This is a genomic window from Arthrobacter zhaoxinii (genome assembly GCF_025244925.1).
GTDB lineage: Bacteria > Actinomycetota > Actinomycetes > Actinomycetales > Micrococcaceae > Arthrobacter_B > Arthrobacter_B zhaoxinii.
In genome coordinates this window covers 232,538-251,487 of sequence record NZ_CP104275.1, presented here as the reverse complement: position 1 = coordinate 251,487, position 18,950 = coordinate 232,538, and the positions used below count along the sequence as shown (strand labels likewise).

At 65.8% G+C, this 18,950-nt stretch carries 15 protein-coding genes; 10 read left to right on the top strand and 5 right to left on the bottom strand.

Annotated features, from left to right (window positions below):
- The first annotated feature begins 360 nt into the window (after positions 1-360).
- The 5 genes from N2K95_RS01240 to N2K95_RS01220 all read left to right on the top strand — a co-directional run bounded on the left by N2K95_RS01240 (position 361) and on the right by N2K95_RS01220 (position 7,151).
- Positions 361-1,818 carry a DUF3375 domain-containing protein gene (locus tag N2K95_RS01240; protein ID WP_260652563.1) on the top strand — a complete coding sequence of 486 codons (1,458 nt, stop codon included), beginning with the start codon at positions 361-363 and terminating at the stop codon, positions 1,816-1,818.
- The gene (locus tag N2K95_RS01235; RefSeq protein WP_260652562.1) at positions 1,815-2,603 is read left to right on the top strand and encodes a DUF4194 domain-containing protein; all 789 of its coding nucleotides are present in this window, start codon (positions 1,815-1,817) and stop codon (positions 2,601-2,603) included. Before N2K95_RS01240 ends, N2K95_RS01235 begins: the two co-directional genes overlap by 4 nt.
- A complete protein-coding gene (locus N2K95_RS01230) occupies positions 2,600-5,911 on the top strand; it encodes an ATP-binding protein (protein WP_260652561.1) in 3,312 nt (1,103 codons plus the stop codon). Before N2K95_RS01235 ends, N2K95_RS01230 begins: the two co-directional genes overlap by 4 nt.
- Positions 5,912-5,932: 21 nt before the next feature.
- Positions 5,933-6,127, top strand: a complete 195-nt coding sequence (locus N2K95_RS01225) for a hypothetical protein (protein ID WP_260652560.1) — start codon at positions 5,933-5,935, stop codon at positions 6,125-6,127.
- A gap of 103 nt (positions 6,128-6,230) precedes the next feature.
- Positions 6,231-7,151, top strand: coding sequence for an oxygenase MpaB family protein (locus N2K95_RS01220; RefSeq protein WP_260652559.1), 921 nt, complete (start codon positions 6,231-6,233; stop codon positions 7,149-7,151).
- 109 nt (positions 7,152-7,260) lie between these two features.
- On the opposite strand, the gene N2K95_RS01215 is transcribed toward N2K95_RS01220, so the two are convergent.
- A complete protein-coding gene (locus N2K95_RS01215; RefSeq protein WP_260652558.1) occupies positions 7,261-7,740 on the bottom strand; it encodes an antitoxin VbhA family protein in 480 nt (159 codons plus the stop codon).
- Between the two features lie 426 nt (positions 7,741-8,166).
- Here N2K95_RS01215 and N2K95_RS01210 point away from each other — a divergent pair, with 426 nt between their 5' ends.
- Both N2K95_RS01210 and N2K95_RS01205 read left to right on the top strand, forming a co-directional pair.
- Positions 8,167-9,792 (top strand): HNH endonuclease signature motif containing protein, encoded by a 1,626-nt coding sequence (locus N2K95_RS01210; protein WP_260652557.1) that lies wholly within the window; start codon positions 8,167-8,169, stop codon positions 9,790-9,792.
- Positions 9,793-9,978: 186 nt separating this feature from the next.
- The gene (locus tag N2K95_RS01205) at positions 9,979-10,746 is read left to right on the top strand and encodes a VOC family protein (protein WP_260652556.1); all 768 of its coding nucleotides are present in this window, start codon (positions 9,979-9,981) and stop codon (positions 10,744-10,746) included.
- Between the two features lie 28 nt (positions 10,747-10,774).
- Here the strand turns inward: N2K95_RS01205 and N2K95_RS01200 are convergent, their stop codons facing one another.
- Entirely contained in the window at positions 10,775-11,668 is an 894-nt protein-coding gene (locus N2K95_RS01200; protein WP_260652555.1) for a LysR family transcriptional regulator, read from the bottom strand.
- Positions 11,669-11,851: 183 nt separating this feature from the next.
- On the opposite strand from N2K95_RS01200, the gene N2K95_RS01195 reads away from it, so the two are divergent.
- The 3 genes from N2K95_RS01195 (at position 11,852) to N2K95_RS01185 (ending at position 15,094) form a co-directional block, all read left to right on the top strand.
- Entirely contained in the window at positions 11,852-12,547 is a 696-nt protein-coding gene (locus N2K95_RS01195; RefSeq protein WP_260652554.1) for a DsbA family protein, read from the top strand.
- 128 nt (positions 12,548-12,675) lie between these two features.
- On the top strand, positions 12,676-13,740 hold the full coding sequence (locus N2K95_RS01190; protein ID WP_260652553.1) for a phosphatase PAP2 family protein: 1,065 nt from the start codon (positions 12,676-12,678) through the stop codon (positions 13,738-13,740).
- Positions 13,741-13,780: 40 nt separating this feature from the next.
- Complete coding sequence (locus N2K95_RS01185; RefSeq protein ID WP_260652552.1) at positions 13,781-15,094, top strand: hypothetical protein; 1,314 nt, start codon at positions 13,781-13,783, stop codon at positions 15,092-15,094.
- 25 nt (positions 15,095-15,119) lie between these two features.
- On the opposite strand, the gene N2K95_RS01180 is transcribed toward N2K95_RS01185, so the two are convergent.
- The 3 genes from N2K95_RS01180 to N2K95_RS01170 are packed head-to-tail and all read right to left on the bottom strand — an operon-like array spanning position 15,120 to position 18,893.
- The gene (locus N2K95_RS01180) at positions 15,120-16,352 is read right to left on the bottom strand and encodes a beta-ketoacyl-[acyl-carrier-protein] synthase family protein (protein WP_260652551.1); all 1,233 of its coding nucleotides are present in this window, start codon (positions 16,350-16,352) and stop codon (positions 15,120-15,122) included.
- Positions 16,353-18,032, bottom strand: a complete 1,680-nt coding sequence (locus N2K95_RS01175) for a class I adenylate-forming enzyme family protein (protein ID WP_260652550.1) — start codon at positions 18,030-18,032, stop codon at positions 16,353-16,355.
- A gap of 30 nt (positions 18,033-18,062) precedes the next feature.
- Positions 18,063-18,893 (bottom strand): SDR family oxidoreductase, encoded by an 831-nt coding sequence (locus N2K95_RS01170; RefSeq protein ID WP_260652549.1) that lies wholly within the window; start codon positions 18,891-18,893, stop codon positions 18,063-18,065.
- Positions 18,894-18,950: the final 57 nt, after the last annotated feature.

The following is an 18,950-nucleotide window of genomic DNA, read 5'->3' as shown; positions in this document are numbered from 1 at the left end:
GAACCGAGCGAACACGGGATTCGCTGCAGCACCGCTTCTGAAAGGACGGTTCCAATGGCGGCCGTAACCATCAGATCAGAAAGACAAAACCCGCGACCTAATCGCCAAAAACGCAGAAACCGCAGAAACCGCAGAAACCCAAGGTGTTCTCCTCAGCGATTACATTCGTGGGGCATTCGAAACACTGCAGCTGCCTGTCCACGATCAGTGGTGTCATCTGCACGATGCCAGCGGTCCGCTGGTTGGGTGGGCTCCTCAGCAACCACAATCATCCATCCAGGCCTGATACCACCCAGCCCTCCCGCCCAGCTAAAATCGAGGAGGCCCGTTTTTCCCCACCGCACGGGCGGAAAGCGCAGAATGTCCTTCATCGAGAACGCCGTTGCCCGCTGGGCCGAACTGCAGCGGCTCCAGGCCTCCCCCGGCTGGAAACTGACCAACGCCAACGCCTGGGTCCCGGCGCTCTTCCGCGAGGCCTTCACCCGCACCCGGCCGCGGGTCCCGCTGGACGACTTCCATGCCATGACGGACTCCTTCCTGAACCGCCTCCGCATGGACGGCGTGCAGCTGCGCGAAGACTGGACCGGACGGAACTACGCCGATGACTGGGTGGCCCGCCGCTTCCTGGCCCGGCCCCGCGCGGACGGGAAGTTCGTCTACGAACTCACCGAATCCTCCGCCCGCTTCCTCTCCTACCTGGACGGCTACACCAGCGATAAGACGTCCCTGAACTCCTCCCGCCTGGCCACCCTGCTGGACCGGGTGGAAAACCTCGCACAGGAATCCAACCCGGACCCCGCCGCACGCATCGCCGTCCTTAAAGAAGAGGTCGCCCGCCGCGAGGAAATGATCCGCGCGCTGGAATCCGGCGAGGCTCCCCCGCCGCTGCCGGACGACACCGCCGTCGAAGCGGCCCGCGACATCCTCGACCTGGCCGCGGCTCTGCCCGCCGACTTCAAGCGGATGCGCGACGGCCTGGAAAAGATGCTGCATGACCTGCGCCAGGAAATGGTGGAATCCAACGCCGCCAAGGGCCTGACCATGGGTGAAATCCTCGAAGCGGACAAAAAGCTGCGCAGCACCGCCGAAGGCCGCACCTATGAGGGCTTCACCGCCTTCCTGAACGACGCCGACCAGCAGGCCCGCTTCCGCGCCGCCATCGCGGAGGTGCTGGAACGGGACTTCGCCGATGACATGAGCCCCGAGGACCGGCAGAGCCTGTACCGGCTGATCAGCGACATGCGCGACCAGGCCACCGAAATCCACCGCATCTACGGCCGGCTCTCCGAATCCATGCACACCTATGTGCAGAGCGACGAGTACCGCGAATCCGTCCAGCTGCGCCAGCTCATCCGCGCCGCCGAAACCGCGATCCACAAGGCTCCGCGCGGACGCCGCCGCGCCGCCGTCGTCCCCGCACCGCAGCTGCACGGCTCGGGCTTCGAATCCCTGAGCATGGTCCGGGTCTACAATCCCGAAGACCACGCCGCCCCGCGCACCCTGCCCGAACCGCCGCAGTTCACCGAAGCGGACATCCACCGCTCGGTGCGCACCCCGCGCGCCGATCGGCGGGTACTGGCCGACGCCGTCTCCCGGGCGACGGCGACCCGCGCCAGCGCCACCGTGGCCCAGGTGTTCGAGCAGCTGCCGCCCGAACACCGGCACCTGAACAGCATCCGCACACTGCTCGCCGGCGGCTCGGCCTCAGGCTCTGAAGCCAACAAGCACCTTGAATCCGTTACCTTTACCCAGATCGACGGCAGCGAGCGCACCGCGCTGCTGCCCGCCGTCGCCGTCGCGAAAGCCCCCGAAAAATGAGCGAGACCGCCACAGAACTGTCCGAAGCGCCGGAGGAATTCGACCCGGAGCCGGAAGAAGAGCACGCCGAGCACGCCCCGCGCGATCTCTTGGTCGACGGCCCGGAACTGTTCCCCGGCGACACCGGCATCCTGCCGCTGAAGCTGCGGCAGGCCCTCATCCGGTTGCTGCGCGGCCCGTACCTGGACGCAAACTCCTCGGACAACGTGTACGAGACCGTGGTGGACAACCAGGAGCAGCTGCGCGTCCGGCTGAGCGAACTGTTCCTCACCCTGGTCATTGACGAAGACCGCAAGGTCGCCCTGCTGCGCCCGGTGGAAATGGCCGAACCGCACACCTCCGCGCTGCAGCGCCAGCGCGAAATGACCCGCGAGGAAACCCTGCTGCTGCTGCGCATGCGGCTGCTCCTGGACCGCCACACCGGCACCGGAAACGAGGCCACCATCGCCCGGCAGGACATCATCGAGGTGCTCGAAGGCTACGTGGACCCGGGCCAGCGCGACGCGAAGTCCGTGGAGGACCTGGCCGACGCCGCCATCCGCAAGCTCGTGCAGGACCGCCGCCTGCTGCTCCCCACCGAGCTGGACAACGTCTGGGTCATTTCCAACGCCCTGCCGCTGGCCCTGCCGTACAGCCAGATCGGCGACATCATCACCTTTATGCAGACCCTCGGCGGTGACGACGCGGGGGACGACACAGCTGCCGCGCCCGCCCTGGACCTGGACGGCACTCCCGACGACAGAACCCCCGCTGACGAAGAGAACGACGGCGAGGAGCCGGCATGAGCATCGAAACCACCCTCCCCATGGGAGACCTGATCAACCCCGGCCAGAACCGGCTCGCCTCCGTGCAGATCGTCAACTGGGGAACCTTCGACGGCGCGCACACCATCAAGGTGGACCGCGCCGGCACGCTGCTCACCGGCGATTCCGGCGTCGGCAAATCCACCATCTTCGACGCCATGCTCCAGGTCATGGACGCCCGGCCCCGGATGAACGAGGCCGCGCAGAACAATTCCGGCACCAACGCCGAGGAAAAACGCAACGCGTTCTCCTACATGCGCGGACGCCTGGGCACCCAGGGGGCCGACGACGGCGCGGGCACCGCCTACCAGCGCCCGGGCGCCACCTGGTCCGCGGTCTGCCTGACGTTCGACAACGGTCTGGGCCAGATCACCAGCCTCTCTGTAGTCATGGATCTCCCTGCCACCGGCACCGAGCACAATCTGGGCCGCTACTACCTGGTGCACAACCGCCCGCTGGACCTTCAGGCCCTGCAGGCCGGCATGCGCGGCCGCTTCACCAAGGGAAGCCTGGAAACCCTGCTGCCCGGCGCGGCCGTGTTCGATTCGCACAAGATGTTCGCCGAACGCTACCGGCATGCCCTGGGGGTGGAGGACGAGAAGGCCTTCAACCTGCTGCGTATCCTGCAGACGGGCAAGGGACTGGGCGGCACGGTCAATGACTTCTTCCGCAACAACGTGCTGGACACCCCGCGCACCCTGACCGCCGCCGAAGAGGCCGTGGAGGACTTCAGCCATCTGCGCAGCATCCGCCGCCAGCTTGAACGTGCCCGGCAGCAGCGCGACCACCTGCAGTCCGTCCCCGAGCTGCACACCCGCTACCGCGAAGCCGCGGACGCCCTGGCGCACAACCGCGCCCTCGCGAAGGAAGGCCTGCCCGCCTACCGCCAGCGTCTCGCCCTCGAAGGCGCCTCTCGCACGGCAGAGAAGCTGGAAGCCGCAGCAACAGCGGCACGGTCCGAACTCTCCGCCGCCGAAACCCGCCGCGCCACACTGAAGGACCAGCGCGACGCGCTCAGCACCCGGTACACCGAAGAGGGCGGCGGAGCCATCGCCACCCTGGAACGGGAACTTGCCGCCGCCGCCGCGCAGCTGCGCTCCCGCGAAACCGTGGAAAACGCCGCGAAGGACGAGCTCGCCGCCGCGGGGATCGACGTCGACTTCTCCCCCGCCGGATTGGTCACTGCCCGCAGCCGCGCCGCGGAGCTGGTGAAGTCGCTCGGCACCGAGCTCGATGCCGCCCGCGAGCGCAGCAGCAACGCGCACGGCGAGGCGTGGTCCCTCAAGGGGCAGATCGCGAAGCTGGAAAACGAGATCGGCTCGTTCCGCCGCCGCACCTCCAACATCAGGCAGGACTCCCTGGACCAGCGGGCCCGGATCTGCGCCGCCACCGGCATCGACGAAGCGGACATGCCGTTCGCCGGTGAACTGATCGACCTGCCCAACGAGCAAGCCCAGTGGCGCCCTGCCGCCGAACGCACCCTGCGCTCCCTCGCCACCGCCCTGCTGGTGCGCGGCGAGCACATGGCCGCCGTCACCCGCTACCTCAGCGAGAATGACATGCACGGCTACGTCCGCTGCATCGACGTCTCCGTTCCCGTGGACGGCCCCACCGAACCCGGCCCCGATGACCTGATTACCAAGCTCATCACCCGGGACACGGAGATGGGCCGCTGGGTGGCCCGGAAGATCACCGCGCACTACGACTTCGTCTGCGTCGAGGATCCGGCCGGGCTGGCCGACGTCGCCAAGGGTGTGAGCCTGGGCGGTGCGGTCAAGCGCAACCGCAGCACCACCGAGAAGGATGACCGGCACACCAAGGCCTCGGACAACGTCCTGGGCTTTGACAACAAGGACACCGTCGCGGCGCTCGGCAACGAGCTGCTGGCCCTGCGCGGCGTCTTCGAGGAGGCGGACAACCTCTCCCGGCAGCACGCCTCCGAACAGGACGAGCTGGTCCGCCGGCTGGCCGCCGTGCGCGCCATCGCCGCGGATGAACGCACCTGGGAGGACTTGTCGGCCGACGCCGCACGGGCCGCCGTCGCCGTCGCCACGGACCGGCTGGAATCCGCCCGGGATGCCAACGCCGACCTGGAGCAGATCCGCTTCGAGCTCGACACCGCCGAGCTGGACCTCACCGCAGCCACCGAGAAGGTCGGCGTGCTCAAGGGCGACGCCGCGAGGCTCGACGCCGACAAAGCCGCCGCCGTCGAGCGCCACACCGCGCTCTCCGCGAAGGCACCCGAGTCGCTGTCCGAGGGGCTGCGCTCCGCGCTGGCCGAACTGTTCGACCCATTCGGGGACCTGACCGACCCGGCCCGGCTGAAGGAGGCCGCCGGCGAGGTGGAACGGTCGCTGATCACCGAGCAGGGGCGGCTGGAAAAGACCCTGCTCGAAACCCGCGCGAAGCTGGAACGCACGTTCGAGACGTTCAGCGACAAGTGGGGCTCGGACTTCGGGACGTCGGTGGAGTCTGCCGGCGCGTACGAGGACCGCTTCGAGGACATCATTTCCGAGGGCCTGCCGCAGCGCGAAGCCGAGTTCCGCGAATACTTCAACAACCGCACCTACGAGCGTTTCAGCGACCTGCTGCAGCTGCTCGACGAGGAACGCCGCAGCATCTCCTCGCGCCTGCTGCCGCTGAACTCGGTGCTGCGCCGGGTGGAATACTCCGCGGGCAGCCACCTGGAGATCGAGGTGGCCACCACCGTTCCCGACGCCGCACACAAGTTCCGCACCGAACTGAAGAACGCGCTGCCGATGATGGGTTCGCGGCAGGATAAGGCGGACATGGATGCCCGGTACGCCGCGCTCGAGGGCCTGGTGGACCGGCTGAAGGATCCCGAGGAGAAGCGGTGGCGGGCCGAGGTGCTCGATGTCCGCTCGCACGTGACCATCACCTGCACGCACCGCCTTGCCAGCGGGCACACCTACACCAACCTGCAGGCATCGCTGATGTCCGGCGGCGAGGGCCAGCGGTTCACCGCGTTCATCATGGCCTCCGCGCTGGCCTACCAGCTGGGCATTGTGTCCCAGGGCTTCAGCACGTACGGAACCGTGATGATGGACGAGGCGTTTGTTAAGTCGTCCCTGTCCTTTGCCGAGGCGTCCATCAACGCGTTGCACGAGTTTGGCTTCCAGCTGCTGCTCGCTGCGCCGGAGGACAAGGTGGACCTCTCCCGGTTCCTGGGCTCGGTCACGGAAATCCTGCGCGACGACGTCACCAACCGTTCCGGTGTGATGGAGCGGGTCATGGGCAACTCCCGGTCGGTGGACATTCTGCTGCGCTAGGCGTGTATGAAAGGTAATGACATGAAAGACAAGTACGCGGTAAACGCCGTGATGCTAGCCGGCGTTGCCTGCATTCTTCTTGCCACGTTAGGGCCGCTGTGGAACATCGCGGGCATTCTGTGGCTCGCTGCGCTGCTGTTCTTCGCAGCGGCCCCGGTGATGGTCTTCCGGCGGCACCAGAGTGACGGAGGGCCTGATCACGGCCCGCGTCCGTAGCCTGCGCCCGTATCCTGCGGGCCGGCAGTACCGAACACCGAGCGGTCACAAGGGGCACTCGGGGCACTAGGCAAGCGGTCCGGACGGATGGACACTGGGGAGGATGAGCGTCTTTTCCCTTCCCCAGTCGATCGCGTCCTGGCGCCGCCAGCTGATCGGCACGTTCAGCAACAACGCCACCGAGATTCCGCAGTGGGAGCTCGACCTGGCGAAGGGCGACGACGTCGGCCACTTCGGTCCGGAGTCCGCCGTGTGGGCGGTGCACGGGTCCATGACGCCGATCATTGCCGGCATCCGGGCGCTGCTGCTGCAGGCGCTGCATCCCGGGGCCATGGCCGGGGTGCACGATTTCTCCGACTATCGCTCGGATCCGCTGGGCCGGCTCGCCGGAACCATCCGGTGGATCTTCACCGTCACCTACGGGGACACGGCCACTGCCAAAGCGGGCTCCGACTGGGTGCTGCGGCTGCACGAACGCGTGCACGGCTCCTATGTTGACGCCGACGGCGCGGTGCAGCCGTATTCGGCCAATGATCCCGAGATTGCCCGCTGGGTGCATCTGGCCTTCACTGATGCGTTCCTTTCCTCGCACCAGCGCTACGGCGGTCCGATTCCGGGCGGGGCTGATGCCTATGTGGCGGAGTGGGCGGTGGCCGGTGAGCTGATGGGTATTCCCGATCCGCCGCGCTCCGAAGCCGAACTGCGGAAGCAAATGGCCGGATACGATGCCCAGCTGCGCAGCAGCGGCTACGTCCAGGAGGCACTGGGCTTCCTTCGCCGCCCTCCTCTGCCGAGCAACCAGCGGATCGGCTACCGGGTGTTGTTTGCCGGAGCAGTGGCCAGCCTGGAGCCGAAGCATAGGGAGCTGTTGGGTTTGCGGGCTCCGCATCTCGGTCCGGTTCCGCTGCCGATGAAGTTTCCCGTGAAACTTGTTTTGGGTGTTATCCGGCTGGGACTCGGGCCTCAGGGACCCAGCGAACGGTCTGCCCGGCAACGGATTGCACGGCTTTCCACCGTGCGGTAGTCAACGACCGGCCGACGTCGTCCTTGCCGGCCATGCTGTCTGCGGGCTTGTCGCCGTCGCAGATCGCTACTACGCAGAGAGGGCCGCTGCTACGGAGATAGGGCCGCCATTACTCACGGCGGCGCTCTGCGGCGGCATCCACCCGGCGCAAGTACTCCTCGCCGTCGATCGCGCCCCGGGCCCGGTCGGACAGGTTCTCGACGTCCTCGCGGTTGGGCTCCCAGCCCTCGTGCCAAGCTGCCGCGAGGGACTCCACCACAGCGTGACGATGAATGGCGTCGAGCTGCTCGAAGAGCTCCGGCCACTGCTGCTCAATGTCGAACTTTTCGGCCACCCCGCTCGATCTTGCCTCTCCCGGGGCCGCCACCGCGCGATAGCGTTCGGCCGCCTGGCGTACGCGGCGCTTGTACTCCTCGCCGTCGATCGCTCCCCGAACCTTGTCGGTCAGGTTCTCGATATCCTCGCGGTTGGGCTCCCAGCCCTCGTGCCAAGCCGCTGCAAGGGACTGCACCACGGCGCGACGATCCTCGGCGTTGAACTGCTCGAACAACTCCGGCCACTGCTGCTCAATGTCGAATTCTTCGGTCACGATGGCCCCTCTCGTTCGTGTCCCTACCAGGGCTGGTTGGTGGCCGAGCACCTGGTCCACGGCCAAGCGGCAAGCCTCCGGTCGTTCACGTTAGCAGTTCACTAATCTCCCGGACGTACATCGCAGGATTCCGGATCAGCGTTCCGAATCACGGCCGGGTCGGCGTCGGCCCAGCGGCCCCGTTGCCGTTACCTTTGTCATTGCCTTTCCTGCCCGCGTTACCTTCGCCGAGGTGCAAAACCGCCTTCGAAGGGTGAGTTCATAAGTGCGCGGAGCCTAATCTGGGATGCGCCGGGAGCCCTCCCGGAGTTGTCGTTTATGGGCAGGTAGTCGCGCTTAAAAGACAGGTATTTTAGGTTCTCCAAGGCACCATTTGGAGCCACTTTTTGGGCCGGAAATGTCAGTGCCGGATGAAATCCTGAGGGTATGGATCAGCTCGGGAACACCGGACGGATAACCGAAGAACCAGGCAGCGAAGACCAGCAGCCTACAGGGCAGACTGGTGAAGCAGATGCGTCCCGCAAGCCCTGCACCCTGTCGGTATACCGGGCTGAACTGGCTGCTGATCCTGCTGAGACTGCTGACGCGGACACATCCGACGCCGGGACCGCTGCTTCCGACGCCTCTCAATCCGGCAGTCCTGCCGAGGGGTATCCGGACGGTTTTACCGGAACATTGGCGTTGCAGAACCTTGAAGCCTTCGACGGAGCAACGGTCGGCGAAGCCCTGTCCCAGGTCGCGCATTTGATGTCCTGGGTGCACGCCCTGGAAGCCCGCCTGGTCAACCGCATGGGTGAGCTCTTCCGGGATGACAGATATACCCCTTCCGAACGAATCGAACCGGGGATGGCCTTTAGCCTCGCAGCTTCCGAATGCGCGGCCATCCTGAAAATTCCGGAGGTCACCGGTCAGCGGCTCCTCACTGAAGCGACCAGTCTCTGCACTTCGCATACCGCTACCCTGACCGCATTGGAAGAAGGACAGCTTAGTTACCAGCACGCACAGGTCGTGCTGGACCAGTGCCAAAACGTGCCAGCGGGTGCATTACCGGAATTAGAGAGTGACCTGCTGAAGGCAGCAGAGGGCCAGACCCGGTCCCAGTTCTCCGCACGGGCGCGTCGTCTGCGGGAGAAAAAGTATCCGGACACCATCAGCAAACGGCATCTGACCGCGTTCGAGCAGCGCAAAGTCACTCTGGACCGGGAAGAGGACGGCATGTCCTGCCTGTCCGCGTACCTGCGGGCCGCGGAAGCACAGCAGATCTACACGACCCTCAGTACCGCAGCACGTGGCGAACAGGTAGCCGGCGATAGCCGGACCACGGACCAGCTGCGTGCGGACATCCTCGCCCAGCTGCTGATGGGTGGCCTCCGCTCAACACAAATCGACAGTGGCCATGTGATGGGCGGCGGCAGTGCATCCGGGAAGGCAAGCGCCGGCGGGACTGGGAAGGCCGGTGCTGGCGGGACCGGTTGTGACGACGGCAGCATCGTGCCACGGGCAGAGATCATGGTCCTCATCAACGCCGAGACACTCTTTGGCGCAGACGACCGGCCGGCCGAACTGCACGGTTACGGACCCATCAGCGCCGAAGCTGCCCGCCGGCTGGCCCGGAACGCCGTCGGTTGGACCGGACTCGCCCAAAACCCGCAGACCGGAGAAATCCTCGGAGTAGGACGGCGCCGGAAAGTTCCGGCCGGCCTCAGACGCTGGCTCCGCGCAAGGGACGGAACCTGCAGGTTCCCCGGCTGCCGGGTCAGCACCGCGAACGCGGACATCGACCACACCACAGACTGGGCACAAGGCGGCCCCACGGACCACGGAAACCTGGAGCACCTTTGCCGACGACACCACCGGTTCAAGACACTCGGCTACTGGACAGCATGCCAACCGACCCCCGGAGTCATTGAGTGGACCTCGCCGACCGGGCGCATCTACCGGACAGAACCCTTTCTGGAACTGGGACCACCGGCCACGGCATCGGACCCGCGAAAGGACCAAGGATGGGCAAACCAGAAGGAAACTGAGCCGGAACCCGCACCACCGTTCTAAGCAGCCCCCGGTCCATGACGGTACAACTATTCATGCGTGGGCGCCCCCACCCTGAGGCGAACCGACGGGAACCACTTATAGCTGCCAGCCACGGCGGTAAATGACACGGTTTCCGGGGCTGATTTCCCTTGTAGAGCCCTCCGACACCGGATTTACTGTTCGCACACGTAGAGGAGGCACTCAAAGATGACGAGCTCGAACGTTGCAGCTGATTCACACTTCAAGTCACGGAACAGAGACATGTTGTCGGGTGCGGCGATCGCAGAGGCCAAGCTGACCGATTGGCGCAAGCTGGCCCAAGGACTGCACGCCCGCTATCTGGTCGATGACTTCGGCGCCGGAGCACGGTTTGTCACCGCGGTAGGTGAGGCGGGCACTGCGCTCGGACACCACCCGAGCGTGTCGATGGGCAAGTCGATGGGCAAGGGGCACATCGACCTCAAACTGGTCAGCGCCGACGCCATTTACCGTGACAACGAGGGCACCGAACACGTCGTCGAATGGGTCACCCAACAGGATGTTGACCTCGCGCGAGTGATTACCGAAATCGCTGCGGACCACCAGATCGACGCCGACCCGGCCTCGGCCAGCGTCCTTGAACTCGGCCTCGACACGGCACACTCCGCGGCCATCGCCCCGGTGTGGGCCGCCCTGCTGACCGGCAACGCGGATGCCCAGGGCCACGGGTCGCCCAGCGACGAGATCCGGGATCCCACGGGGCGGATACCGAACCTGTGGTTCGGCGACGCCAACGACCACGAGAGTCAGCGGTTCCACATCGAGGTCTATGTGGCGCCCGAGGTGGCCGGGCAACGAATCAACGCTGCCGTGGCCGCAGGGGGAACCGTCGTGGATGACAGCAGTTCGCCGTCGCTCACCGTGATCGCGGACCAGGACGGCAACACAGGCGTCCTGTGCGTGGCCGAGACCCCAGTGGCGAAGGCTACCTCCTGACCCTCTGAACTTGGCAGTACGAGTACCGCTAAGCCCGACCAGCCGCCACGGCCACAAGCTCGGCCGCAACTCCGGTCAACCGACGGGGACCCGACCACACGGCCGTCAAGGGACGGGTGATTCCCTCACCTTCGAAAGGAACCCGCAGCAGCTCCCCGCTGGCGAGCTGGTCGCGCACCACCAGTTCGCTCAACACCGCAGGACCGGCGCCGGCAGCAACAGCAACCCGCACTGCAGCATTGCTGTTGAGCACCTGGGCCGGCTCGACGACGTCGTACCCGGCAAGTACCTCCTGCAGCGCTTCGCGGGTACCGGACCCGGGTTCCCGAACCACCAAAGGTGTCTCCGCCAATTCCTGCAGGCTGATCCGGGTACGGTCGGCCCACTCGTGAGTCGGCGAAACCACCACCACCAGCTCATCCTCACGGACCACCAAAGCGTTCAGCCGCACCGGAAGATTCGGAGTCTCGACAAACCCCAGCTGGAGCGTGCCCTGCTTCACTTCCTCGATAACCTGCGCCGAGTTCTCCACCCGAACATCGACGCGGGCCTGCGGCAGCCGCCGCCTCAGCTCGGCAAGCCAGGCGGGCAACAGCATGTCCGCGATAGTGAGGCTGGCACCCACCCGAAGCTCCATCGCCTCGCCGCTGCGGCCGCTACGCATCACGTCGTTGAAGTGCCGAGCCGCGTCCAGAAGTTCCCGGGCTGAATCTGCGAGCAGCCGTCCCATTGCGGTGGGCACCGATCCGCGGGGACTGCGTTCCAGCAGGGCAATCTTCAACTCCGCTTCCAACTCGGCAATGGACCGGCTCGCATTGGACTGGGCCATACCCAGTTTCCGCGCCCCGGAAGCCACGCTGCCTTCGTCCACAACGGCAACGAACAATTCCAGCACCTGCAGGTTCGGCCAGGAAGAAGCCATATCAAAAGCATATAAACCCATGCCCGATTGCAGGCTACCGGGCCGCCGGATCCGGTGGGAGCATCGAAAATAGTGGGCGCAGCAGAGCCTCGTAGCGGGAACCGCTACCGCAGCGGCAGTCGCTACCGCAGGCCCGTACAGCGCGCCGATCCGCAAACCCCTGACACCTCGCCGAAAGGAATCATGCGCAAGCGTATCCTCGCCTTGGTAATGTCCGGGCTGATCGCCACCGGCACGGTGGTCTCCTGCGCGGACCAGGAACCTACTACAGGAGGAACTGCAACGGCGGAAGCATCAGCCAGCCCGTCGGTAGAAACGTCCATCCCGGCCGACCGCCTGGACAAAGTGGCCCCCGCGGACGCTAGGGCAATCACCAACCCCGCTGACCCCAAAGCCACCCTGGTGCTGTTCACCGACTACCAGTGCCCCTACTGCGCTCAGATGGACACAGTGATCCAGCAGGCCAAGAAGGACTACGGAGATGACGTCCGTATCCTCGTACGGAACTACCCCCTGCCCAAGCACCAGAATGCAGCACCGGCGGCCCGCGCCGTGGAAGCCGCCGCAGAACAGGGCGCCCTGGAGCAGATGGCTGCGTCCGTCTTCGAGCACCAGCAGGACTGGAAGGCCGCCAACACGGAGGACCTCGAGGACGTCTTCGTCTCCTATGCCGAGGACCTCGGACTGGACATCGAGAAGTTCCGCGCCGATTACGCCTCGGATGCCGTGAGGGATCGGGTGGCTCGGGATCTGGAGGATTCCCAGGATCTCCAGCTCCCCGGCACACCCTCACTGATCCTCGACAACCAGGTCCTCGAACTGGACTCCGTCGATTACGGCGCCCTCCAGGAACAGCTCGACGCAGCACTTAACAAGTAGGAACCGGCTAAGCACAGGCATCTTAACCAGAGGGCGGACGGAAACGGCAACAGGTGTGACCGAAAGCATACTGATGGTAGCGGCCTCCCGATAACAGGTTTATACCGATCTTGGGATAAAAATGTCTCATGACTATCGAAGCCGGCTCCGTCCGCCCTGCCTGGCGCCGCCTCTTCGGCGTCCCCCTCTTTGTTTCAGCTGCCTTTACTGTGCTCATGCTGGTGGCCGCCGTAGTAGCGGACCTCCCCGTCCGTGATCCTGACGGGTTCCTGGGGCCGAGCTACGTCCGCCTGCCGCTGATTGTGCTCCTGATGATCGCCGCTGACGTCATTCCCCGGGCCATTGCCCGACGGCGTGAGCTGGGCGGGCTGAGGGCCGCGACCACCGATGTGCTGCGCACACGTTGGTCCGGATCCCGCCTGGCGGTGGCCGTGGCGGGACTGATCACCTTCTATCTGGCCTACATGTCCTACCGGAACCTGAAGAGCTTCCTGCCCTTCCTGCAGGATCACCTGACGGACCCGATGCTGGAGGACACGGACATGTGGCTGGCCGGAGGGAACTTCCCCGGCGACGTCCTGCATGAACTGCTCGGCACCGGTTTCAGCGCCGATCTGCTCTCCGGCGTCTACATGCTCTTTATGGTCTTTGTTCCCGTTTCCCTCGCCGCAGCTTTGGTGTGGTCCGACAACCTGCAGCGCGGCGCCTGGTACGCCACGGCCCTGTCCTTCAACTGGATCCTGGGCACCGTCAGCTACTACGCCCTGCCGTCCATGGGCCCGATCTACTACGACGCCGCCCCGTTCAGCGACCTGCCGGAAACTGCCGTTTCATCCCTGCAGGACTCCCTGTATGAGAACCGGATCGAGGTGCTGGCGAACCCGTTCGCAACCGACTCCGTCCACGGCATTGCAGCGTTCGCTTCTCTGCACACCTCCATCGTCTTTACCGCCGCTTTGGTGGCCCACCTGACCCGCCTGCCCAAGGTGGCCCGCTGGATTATGTGGATCTACGTCCTGCTGACCACCCTGGCCACGGTCTACTTCGGCTGGCATTACGTGCTGGACGTGGTTGCCGGGCTTGCCCTCGGTGCCGTGTCGGTGTGGCTGGCGGCCAAGGCCGTGAACGCCGGGAACCGGAAGAAGCCGGCAGCGGCCGACGTCGAGCCGGAGCTAGCCCCGTCCGTGCGGTAGGCTTCCTCAGCGGGAATCACCCCTACTGAGAGGCAGCACGATGAGCGAACATCCAATCGTGCTGCCTGACTATCTGGCTCCTCCCCAGAAGCGCGGTCCCGGCCGCCTGAGGATGATCGTCGTAACCCTCGTGAGCCTCTTTGTGGTCACCGCGCTTGTCGCTGCCTACCTGTGGGTCGAGTACTTGACGTATACCCAGGCCGCCGAGGATTCCCGGGCGGAAGGCTACGTAGTGGTGGCCTCACGCAGCACTGTGCATTACGCCTCGGACCCGCTCCCCGCAGACATCAGCGAAGAGGACTACGCGGCCTTCTGGGCTGAACCTGCCCTGAACACCCCGGACGCCCTTGCGCTGCTGGACGTCATCAACGAGGGATGGAAGGCGCGTCTCCAGGAGGACGTGAAGCACATGGGCTACAACGTGGACACGATCGTAGACCCAGCCAAACGTGCCAACGCCCAAGCCGCCGTGGACGAGATAGCCGACCTCCTCTCACACGGCACGGTCGAGGGTGCGAAGGGGGCGGTCTATGACGACTTGGCACAGCTGTCCCGAGAGACCTGCCACCGCTGGGACGTGGACGATGTCTCTTACCAGGTCAACGGTCATCCCATTCGAAACTGGACTACCACCCACCCCCAGGTCCTGTCGCTGCGGGGATCCGACGAGTATAGGAGGCAGGCAACCAACCTGGTGGCCAAGGTCTACCCGGCTGCCTTTGAAGCCGCCCTCCCCCACTTCTGCACATTCCCGATACCGCCGGAGAGCAGCAATCCGGGCGATATGGACCTCTTGATCTCGGTTACCCATGAGGCAGATATGCTGCTGGAATCCTTGAAGACACACCCCAACGCCGCGGGGCAGCTGACGGCGGAGGATTACGAGGCCTTCTGGAACAGCCCGGTGATGACGTCGCCGGAAGTCCAGGCCTACCTGGACCGGGTGGGGGAAAAAGCCGTCGTCGACCACCGCGAGGCGGCGGCCTACACGCAAGAGCACGAAACCGATCACATCGTGGATCCCGGCGTCCGGGAGCATGCCCAGCAGTACACCGACTGGGTTCTCGACGAGGCCGCGAAGGATAACGGCAGAAGACTGGCCGTCGGTATGGTCTATGAAGATCTTGTGGAGTACTGGGACGCCGCCTGCACCGGCGAACCGGACCGTTGGCTGCATTCGTCACCGATAAAGCGGAACATCTGGAACTCCCGCCTGGAACCCGAGTTCAGTACGGACTACATAAGATCGGCCTGGAGTAGTCGGGACGCCGAGTGGAGTGAAGCTACGTATGACCTGGCCATGGAGTTCTACCCGGAAGCCTACGAGGCCGGGCTCGACTACTACTGCAAGTAGACGGCTCCGGCGGCCGGAACGCACCTCAGACAGGCCCGAACGCCGCCACAGCGTTTTGGCCGCCGAAACCGAACGCGTTGGTAAGCGCATAGCGGACCGGTGATTCGCGGGCCGGGCCGGGAACATAGTCCAGATCGCATTCCGGATCCGGTGTGCTGTAGTTCAGGGTGGGCGGAATGACACCCTCGCCGATCGCCATCGCGCACAACAGGGACCCGAGCGTGCCCGCCGCGCCGATCAGGTGCCCTGTCATGGACTTGGGTGCAGTAACCGCGAGCGACGGCGCGTGCTCGCCGAAGGCGGTGTGCAGGGCTAGAGTTTCGGTCCGGTCATTGGCCTGCGTAGAGGTTCCGTGGGCACAGATCAGGTCCACGTCCTCCGGGTTCAGCCGGGACCGGTCCAGCGTGCGGCAGATGGCTTCAGCCGCGTACTGTCCGCCGGGTTCCGGAGCAACAATGTGGAAAGCATCGGACGTCAGCGCGCCGCCCAGCAGCTCCGCATACACCTCGGCGCCGCGGGCACGGGCATGGCTGAGCAGTTCCAGCACACACACCACCGCTCCTTCGGCGAAAACAAACCCGTCCCGGTCCGCGTCGAAGGGACGGCTGGCCTCCTGCGGCGAATCATTGTTCCGGGACAACCCGCGCATGGCGCTGAGCCCGGCGAACATCACCGACGTAATGGCCGCATCGGTTCCGCCGGCCACCACTACGTCGGCGTCGCCGGACAGCAGGGTGCGGCGTGCCTCGAGCAGGGCGGAGGTTCCGCTGGCGCAGGCCAGAGCGCTGGCGTTCACCGGACCGTGGACCGCCAGATCGATGGCGACCTCGCAGGCCGGCATGTTCGTCAGGGACGATGCCACGAAGCTGGGGCTGATGCGGCGCAGCCCGTCACGGCCGAAGATCTCCGTGGCGGCCTGGATTTCCGGATATCCGGAGACAGCACTGTTGATGATCACCCCCGCGTCGGTGTCTTCCAGGGAGGTGCCAAGTCCGGCGTCGGCCACTGCCTCGCGTGAGGCCGCCACCGCCAGCTGGGAGGCGCGGGAGGACCGGTGCAGGCGCTTGACCGGCAGGTACTGTGCCGGATCGAAGTTCTTCACTTCGCCGGCAATCCGGGTGGGGAACTCCGTGGCATCGAAGGCGGTGATTTTGTCGATGCCGCTGCGCCCGTCCTTCAGCCCCGCCCAGGTTTCGCCCCAGGTGCCGCCGAGCGGTGTCACCGCCCCCATGCCGGTGATGACCACGCGCTCGTCCATCTAGTCCGCCTTCCGGGCCGGCGCCGGGACGTGCATCCGGCCGTCCAGCCAGTCCTGCGCCGCGGAATCCGCCACCTTGTAGTGCATTTTCTTTCCAGTGGCGGTCATCGGGACCTCGTCGACAAAACGGTAGCCCCGGGGCCGCTTGAAATCGGCCAGCCCGGGATGGGCTAGGCAGAACGCGTCCAGCCCGTCGGCGTCGAGCTCCGCGTCGCGGCGCACCACGTACGCCACCACACGCTGGCCCCACCGGTCATCCGGCACTCCCACGACGACGGATTCGAGGACGCCGGGATGGTCCGCGAGCGCGGCTTCCACCTGCACCGGATGAATGTTCTCCCCGCCGGAAATGATCATGTCATCCGTCCGGCCCATGATGGTCAGGTAGCCTTCCGCATCCCAGGTCGCCATATCCCCGGGGTAGAGCCACCCGTCGTGGAACTTCTCCTCCTCCACATGCGGCAGGTTGGCATAGCTGAACCCGGATTTCGGCGAGCGCATAATCACCTCGCCGATTTCGCTGCCGTCCCGGGCGGCCAGTTCGTGCGGCTGCCCGCGCCGGCCTTCAAACACGCGGACGACGGCGACGTCGTCGTCCGTACATGCGCGCCCGGCGCTGCCGGCATGGGCAGGGAGGTCCTCGGGCCGCAGGAACGTGTTCCAGAAGCCCTCGGTGGTTCCGTAGCCGTTGAAGATCCGGGGCGTGAGCAGTTCCTGGTACCGGATGGCGGCGGCGCGGTCCAGGGGTGCACCCATAGTCACGATGCCGCGCAGGGTCTCCAGGTTCCGCGGGTTCTTTTCCTGCTCGACGGCGATCATCTCCAGGGTGGTCGGTGCACCGATCAGATAGGTCAGCCCCTGCTCCCCCACCCAGTCCAGCACCGTTGCCGGGTTAAAGCTGCGCAGCGGGACCACGGACCCGCCGATGTAGAACACGGGGTTGGGCCCGCCGGAGTGCAGGCCGCCGCGGTGGAACCACGGGGTCATGTTCAGGGTGCGGTCGGACGGACTGAGCGGAAAGTGCATAATCACGTCGTGGGCGCTCATCAGCTCGGCGATGGACGGCAGCGGCACCCCCTTGGGCATGCCCGTGGTGCCCGAGGTGTAGAAGCGGGTGCTTTCCTCGAAGGTGGAGAAGTCCGCGGGGAGCTCGGGCAGGTCCCCGGTCGCGGCGTCGACGGCGGCGTCGAAGTCCTGTCCCAGCTGCCCCGATCCCATCCCCCACTGCGTGGAATCGCCGCCGCCGGCCACCAGGACGACCGGCGACACCCCGGCCAGCTCCAGTGCCTGCGCCGCGGCATCGGTGTGCTCGGCGTCCACGATAAACACCGCCGGATCGCTGTCCTTCAGGATGTGCGCGGTTTCCGCGGGAGCCAGCCGGTAGTTCACCGGAACGCTCACCGCCCCCAGCCGCTGGGTGGCCAGGTACAGCAGAGCGAACTCAACACTGTTGTAGAGCTGGTAGAGCACCCGGTCCCCGCGCCCGACGCCGCGTTCGGCCAGGGCACGGGCCACGGAGTTCACGGCCTCCCCCAGCTGGGCGTACGTGAAGTCCCGGCCCGTCACCGGATCGGCCAGGGCAACCCGGTCTGCGTACCGCGCCACGTTGCGGGAGAACCCGGCGGCGTAGGTCAGGGAGTGTTCGAAGTAGTTCCGGTAGCGGGCGGGATCGTAGCTCACTGATGCTTCCTTTCAATCCGTACGGCTTGGTTACCGGCTGCCGCCCCGGGTGGGCTTCTCCGGCAATGCGACCGGCGGACCGGACGCCTCGGAATGGAACGGCGGGGCGATGACCGACAGGCCGCCGTCGACCGCCAGGACCTGCCCGGTGATGTATCCGGCTCCTTCGGAGAGCAGGAACTCCACTGCGGCAGCCATCTCGTCGACGGTGCCCGGACGGCGGGCGGGGAGCCGGGAAATGACGCTGTCCATCGGGGCCATGCCGTCCATGGAGTAGAAGTAGTCCAGGGAATCGGACTCGATCAGGCCGCCGTTCACCGCGTTAACGGTGATGCCGTAGGGACCGAATTCCACCGCCATAAACCGGACGAAGGACTCCACGGCGGCTTTGTAGGAGCCGAGCGCCGCATAGGTGGGAAAGGCCCGGGTGCTGCCGTAGCTGGTCAGCGCAACTATGCGGCCGCCGTCGTCCATCAACTTCACCGCCTCCTGCGCGCCCAGGACAAAGGGACGCACATTCACGGCGTAGGCGCGGTCCAGGTGGTGGGTTTTCAGGTCCACCACGTTCTTGAACGCGGCAGCGGCGGCGCTGTTGATGAAGTAGTCCAGCCGGCCGTATTCGTCCGCTGCCGCATCAAAGAGCGTGACAATGTCTTCGGGGTTCTCCACGTCCGCCTGCACCGCGATGCCGCCGCCGCCGAGTTCCTGCAGCCGGGCCACCACGTCCTTGGCCATCTCCGCGTTGCGGCGGTAACTGACGACGACGGCGGTTCCCTGCGCCGCGAGGCGCTCCGCCACGCGCCGGCCGATCCCCCGTGAAGCACCGGTGATCAGCGCTACCTTTCCGCCGCCCTGTTCCACGTGTGTCCTCCTGCGCCCGGCTGTAGTGCATCACACCTTGTCACCGGTGCCGTCCGG

Bases quoted from the DNA above. Each gene is read 5' to 3' on its own strand.
- N2K95_RS01205 (WP_260652556.1), top strand. From the start codon at position 9,979: ATGACGAGCTCGAACGTTGCAGCTGATTCACACTTCAAGTCACGGAAC.
- N2K95_RS01200 (WP_260652555.1), bottom strand. From the start codon at position 11,668: ATGGCTTCTTCCTGGCCGAACCTGCAGGTGCTGGAATTGTTCGTTGCC.
- N2K95_RS01180 (WP_260652551.1), bottom strand. From the start codon at position 16,352: ATGGACGAGCGCGTGGTCATCACCGGCATGGGGGCGGTGACACCGCTC.
- N2K95_RS01210 (WP_260652557.1), top strand. From the start codon at position 8,167: ATGGATCAGCTCGGGAACACCGGACGGATAACCGAAGAACCAGGCAGC.
- N2K95_RS01190 (WP_260652553.1), top strand. From the start codon at position 12,676: ATGACTATCGAAGCCGGCTCCGTCCGCCCTGCCTGGCGCCGCCTCTTC.
- N2K95_RS01240 (WP_260652563.1), top strand. From the start codon at position 361: ATGTCCTTCATCGAGAACGCCGTTGCCCGCTGGGCCGAACTGCAGCGG.
- N2K95_RS01185 (WP_260652552.1), top strand. From the start codon at position 13,781: ATGAGCGAACATCCAATCGTGCTGCCTGACTATCTGGCTCCTCCCCAG.
- N2K95_RS01230 (WP_260652561.1), top strand. From the start codon at position 2,600: ATGAGCATCGAAACCACCCTCCCCATGGGAGACCTGATCAACCCCGGC.
- N2K95_RS01220 (WP_260652559.1), top strand. From the start codon at position 6,231: ATGAGCGTCTTTTCCCTTCCCCAGTCGATCGCGTCCTGGCGCCGCCAG.
- N2K95_RS01195 (WP_260652554.1), top strand. From the start codon at position 11,852: ATGCGCAAGCGTATCCTCGCCTTGGTAATGTCCGGGCTGATCGCCACC.
- N2K95_RS01235 (WP_260652562.1), top strand. From the start codon at position 1,815: ATGAGCGAGACCGCCACAGAACTGTCCGAAGCGCCGGAGGAATTCGAC.
- N2K95_RS01225 (WP_260652560.1), top strand. From the start codon at position 5,933: ATGAAAGACAAGTACGCGGTAAACGCCGTGATGCTAGCCGGCGTTGCC.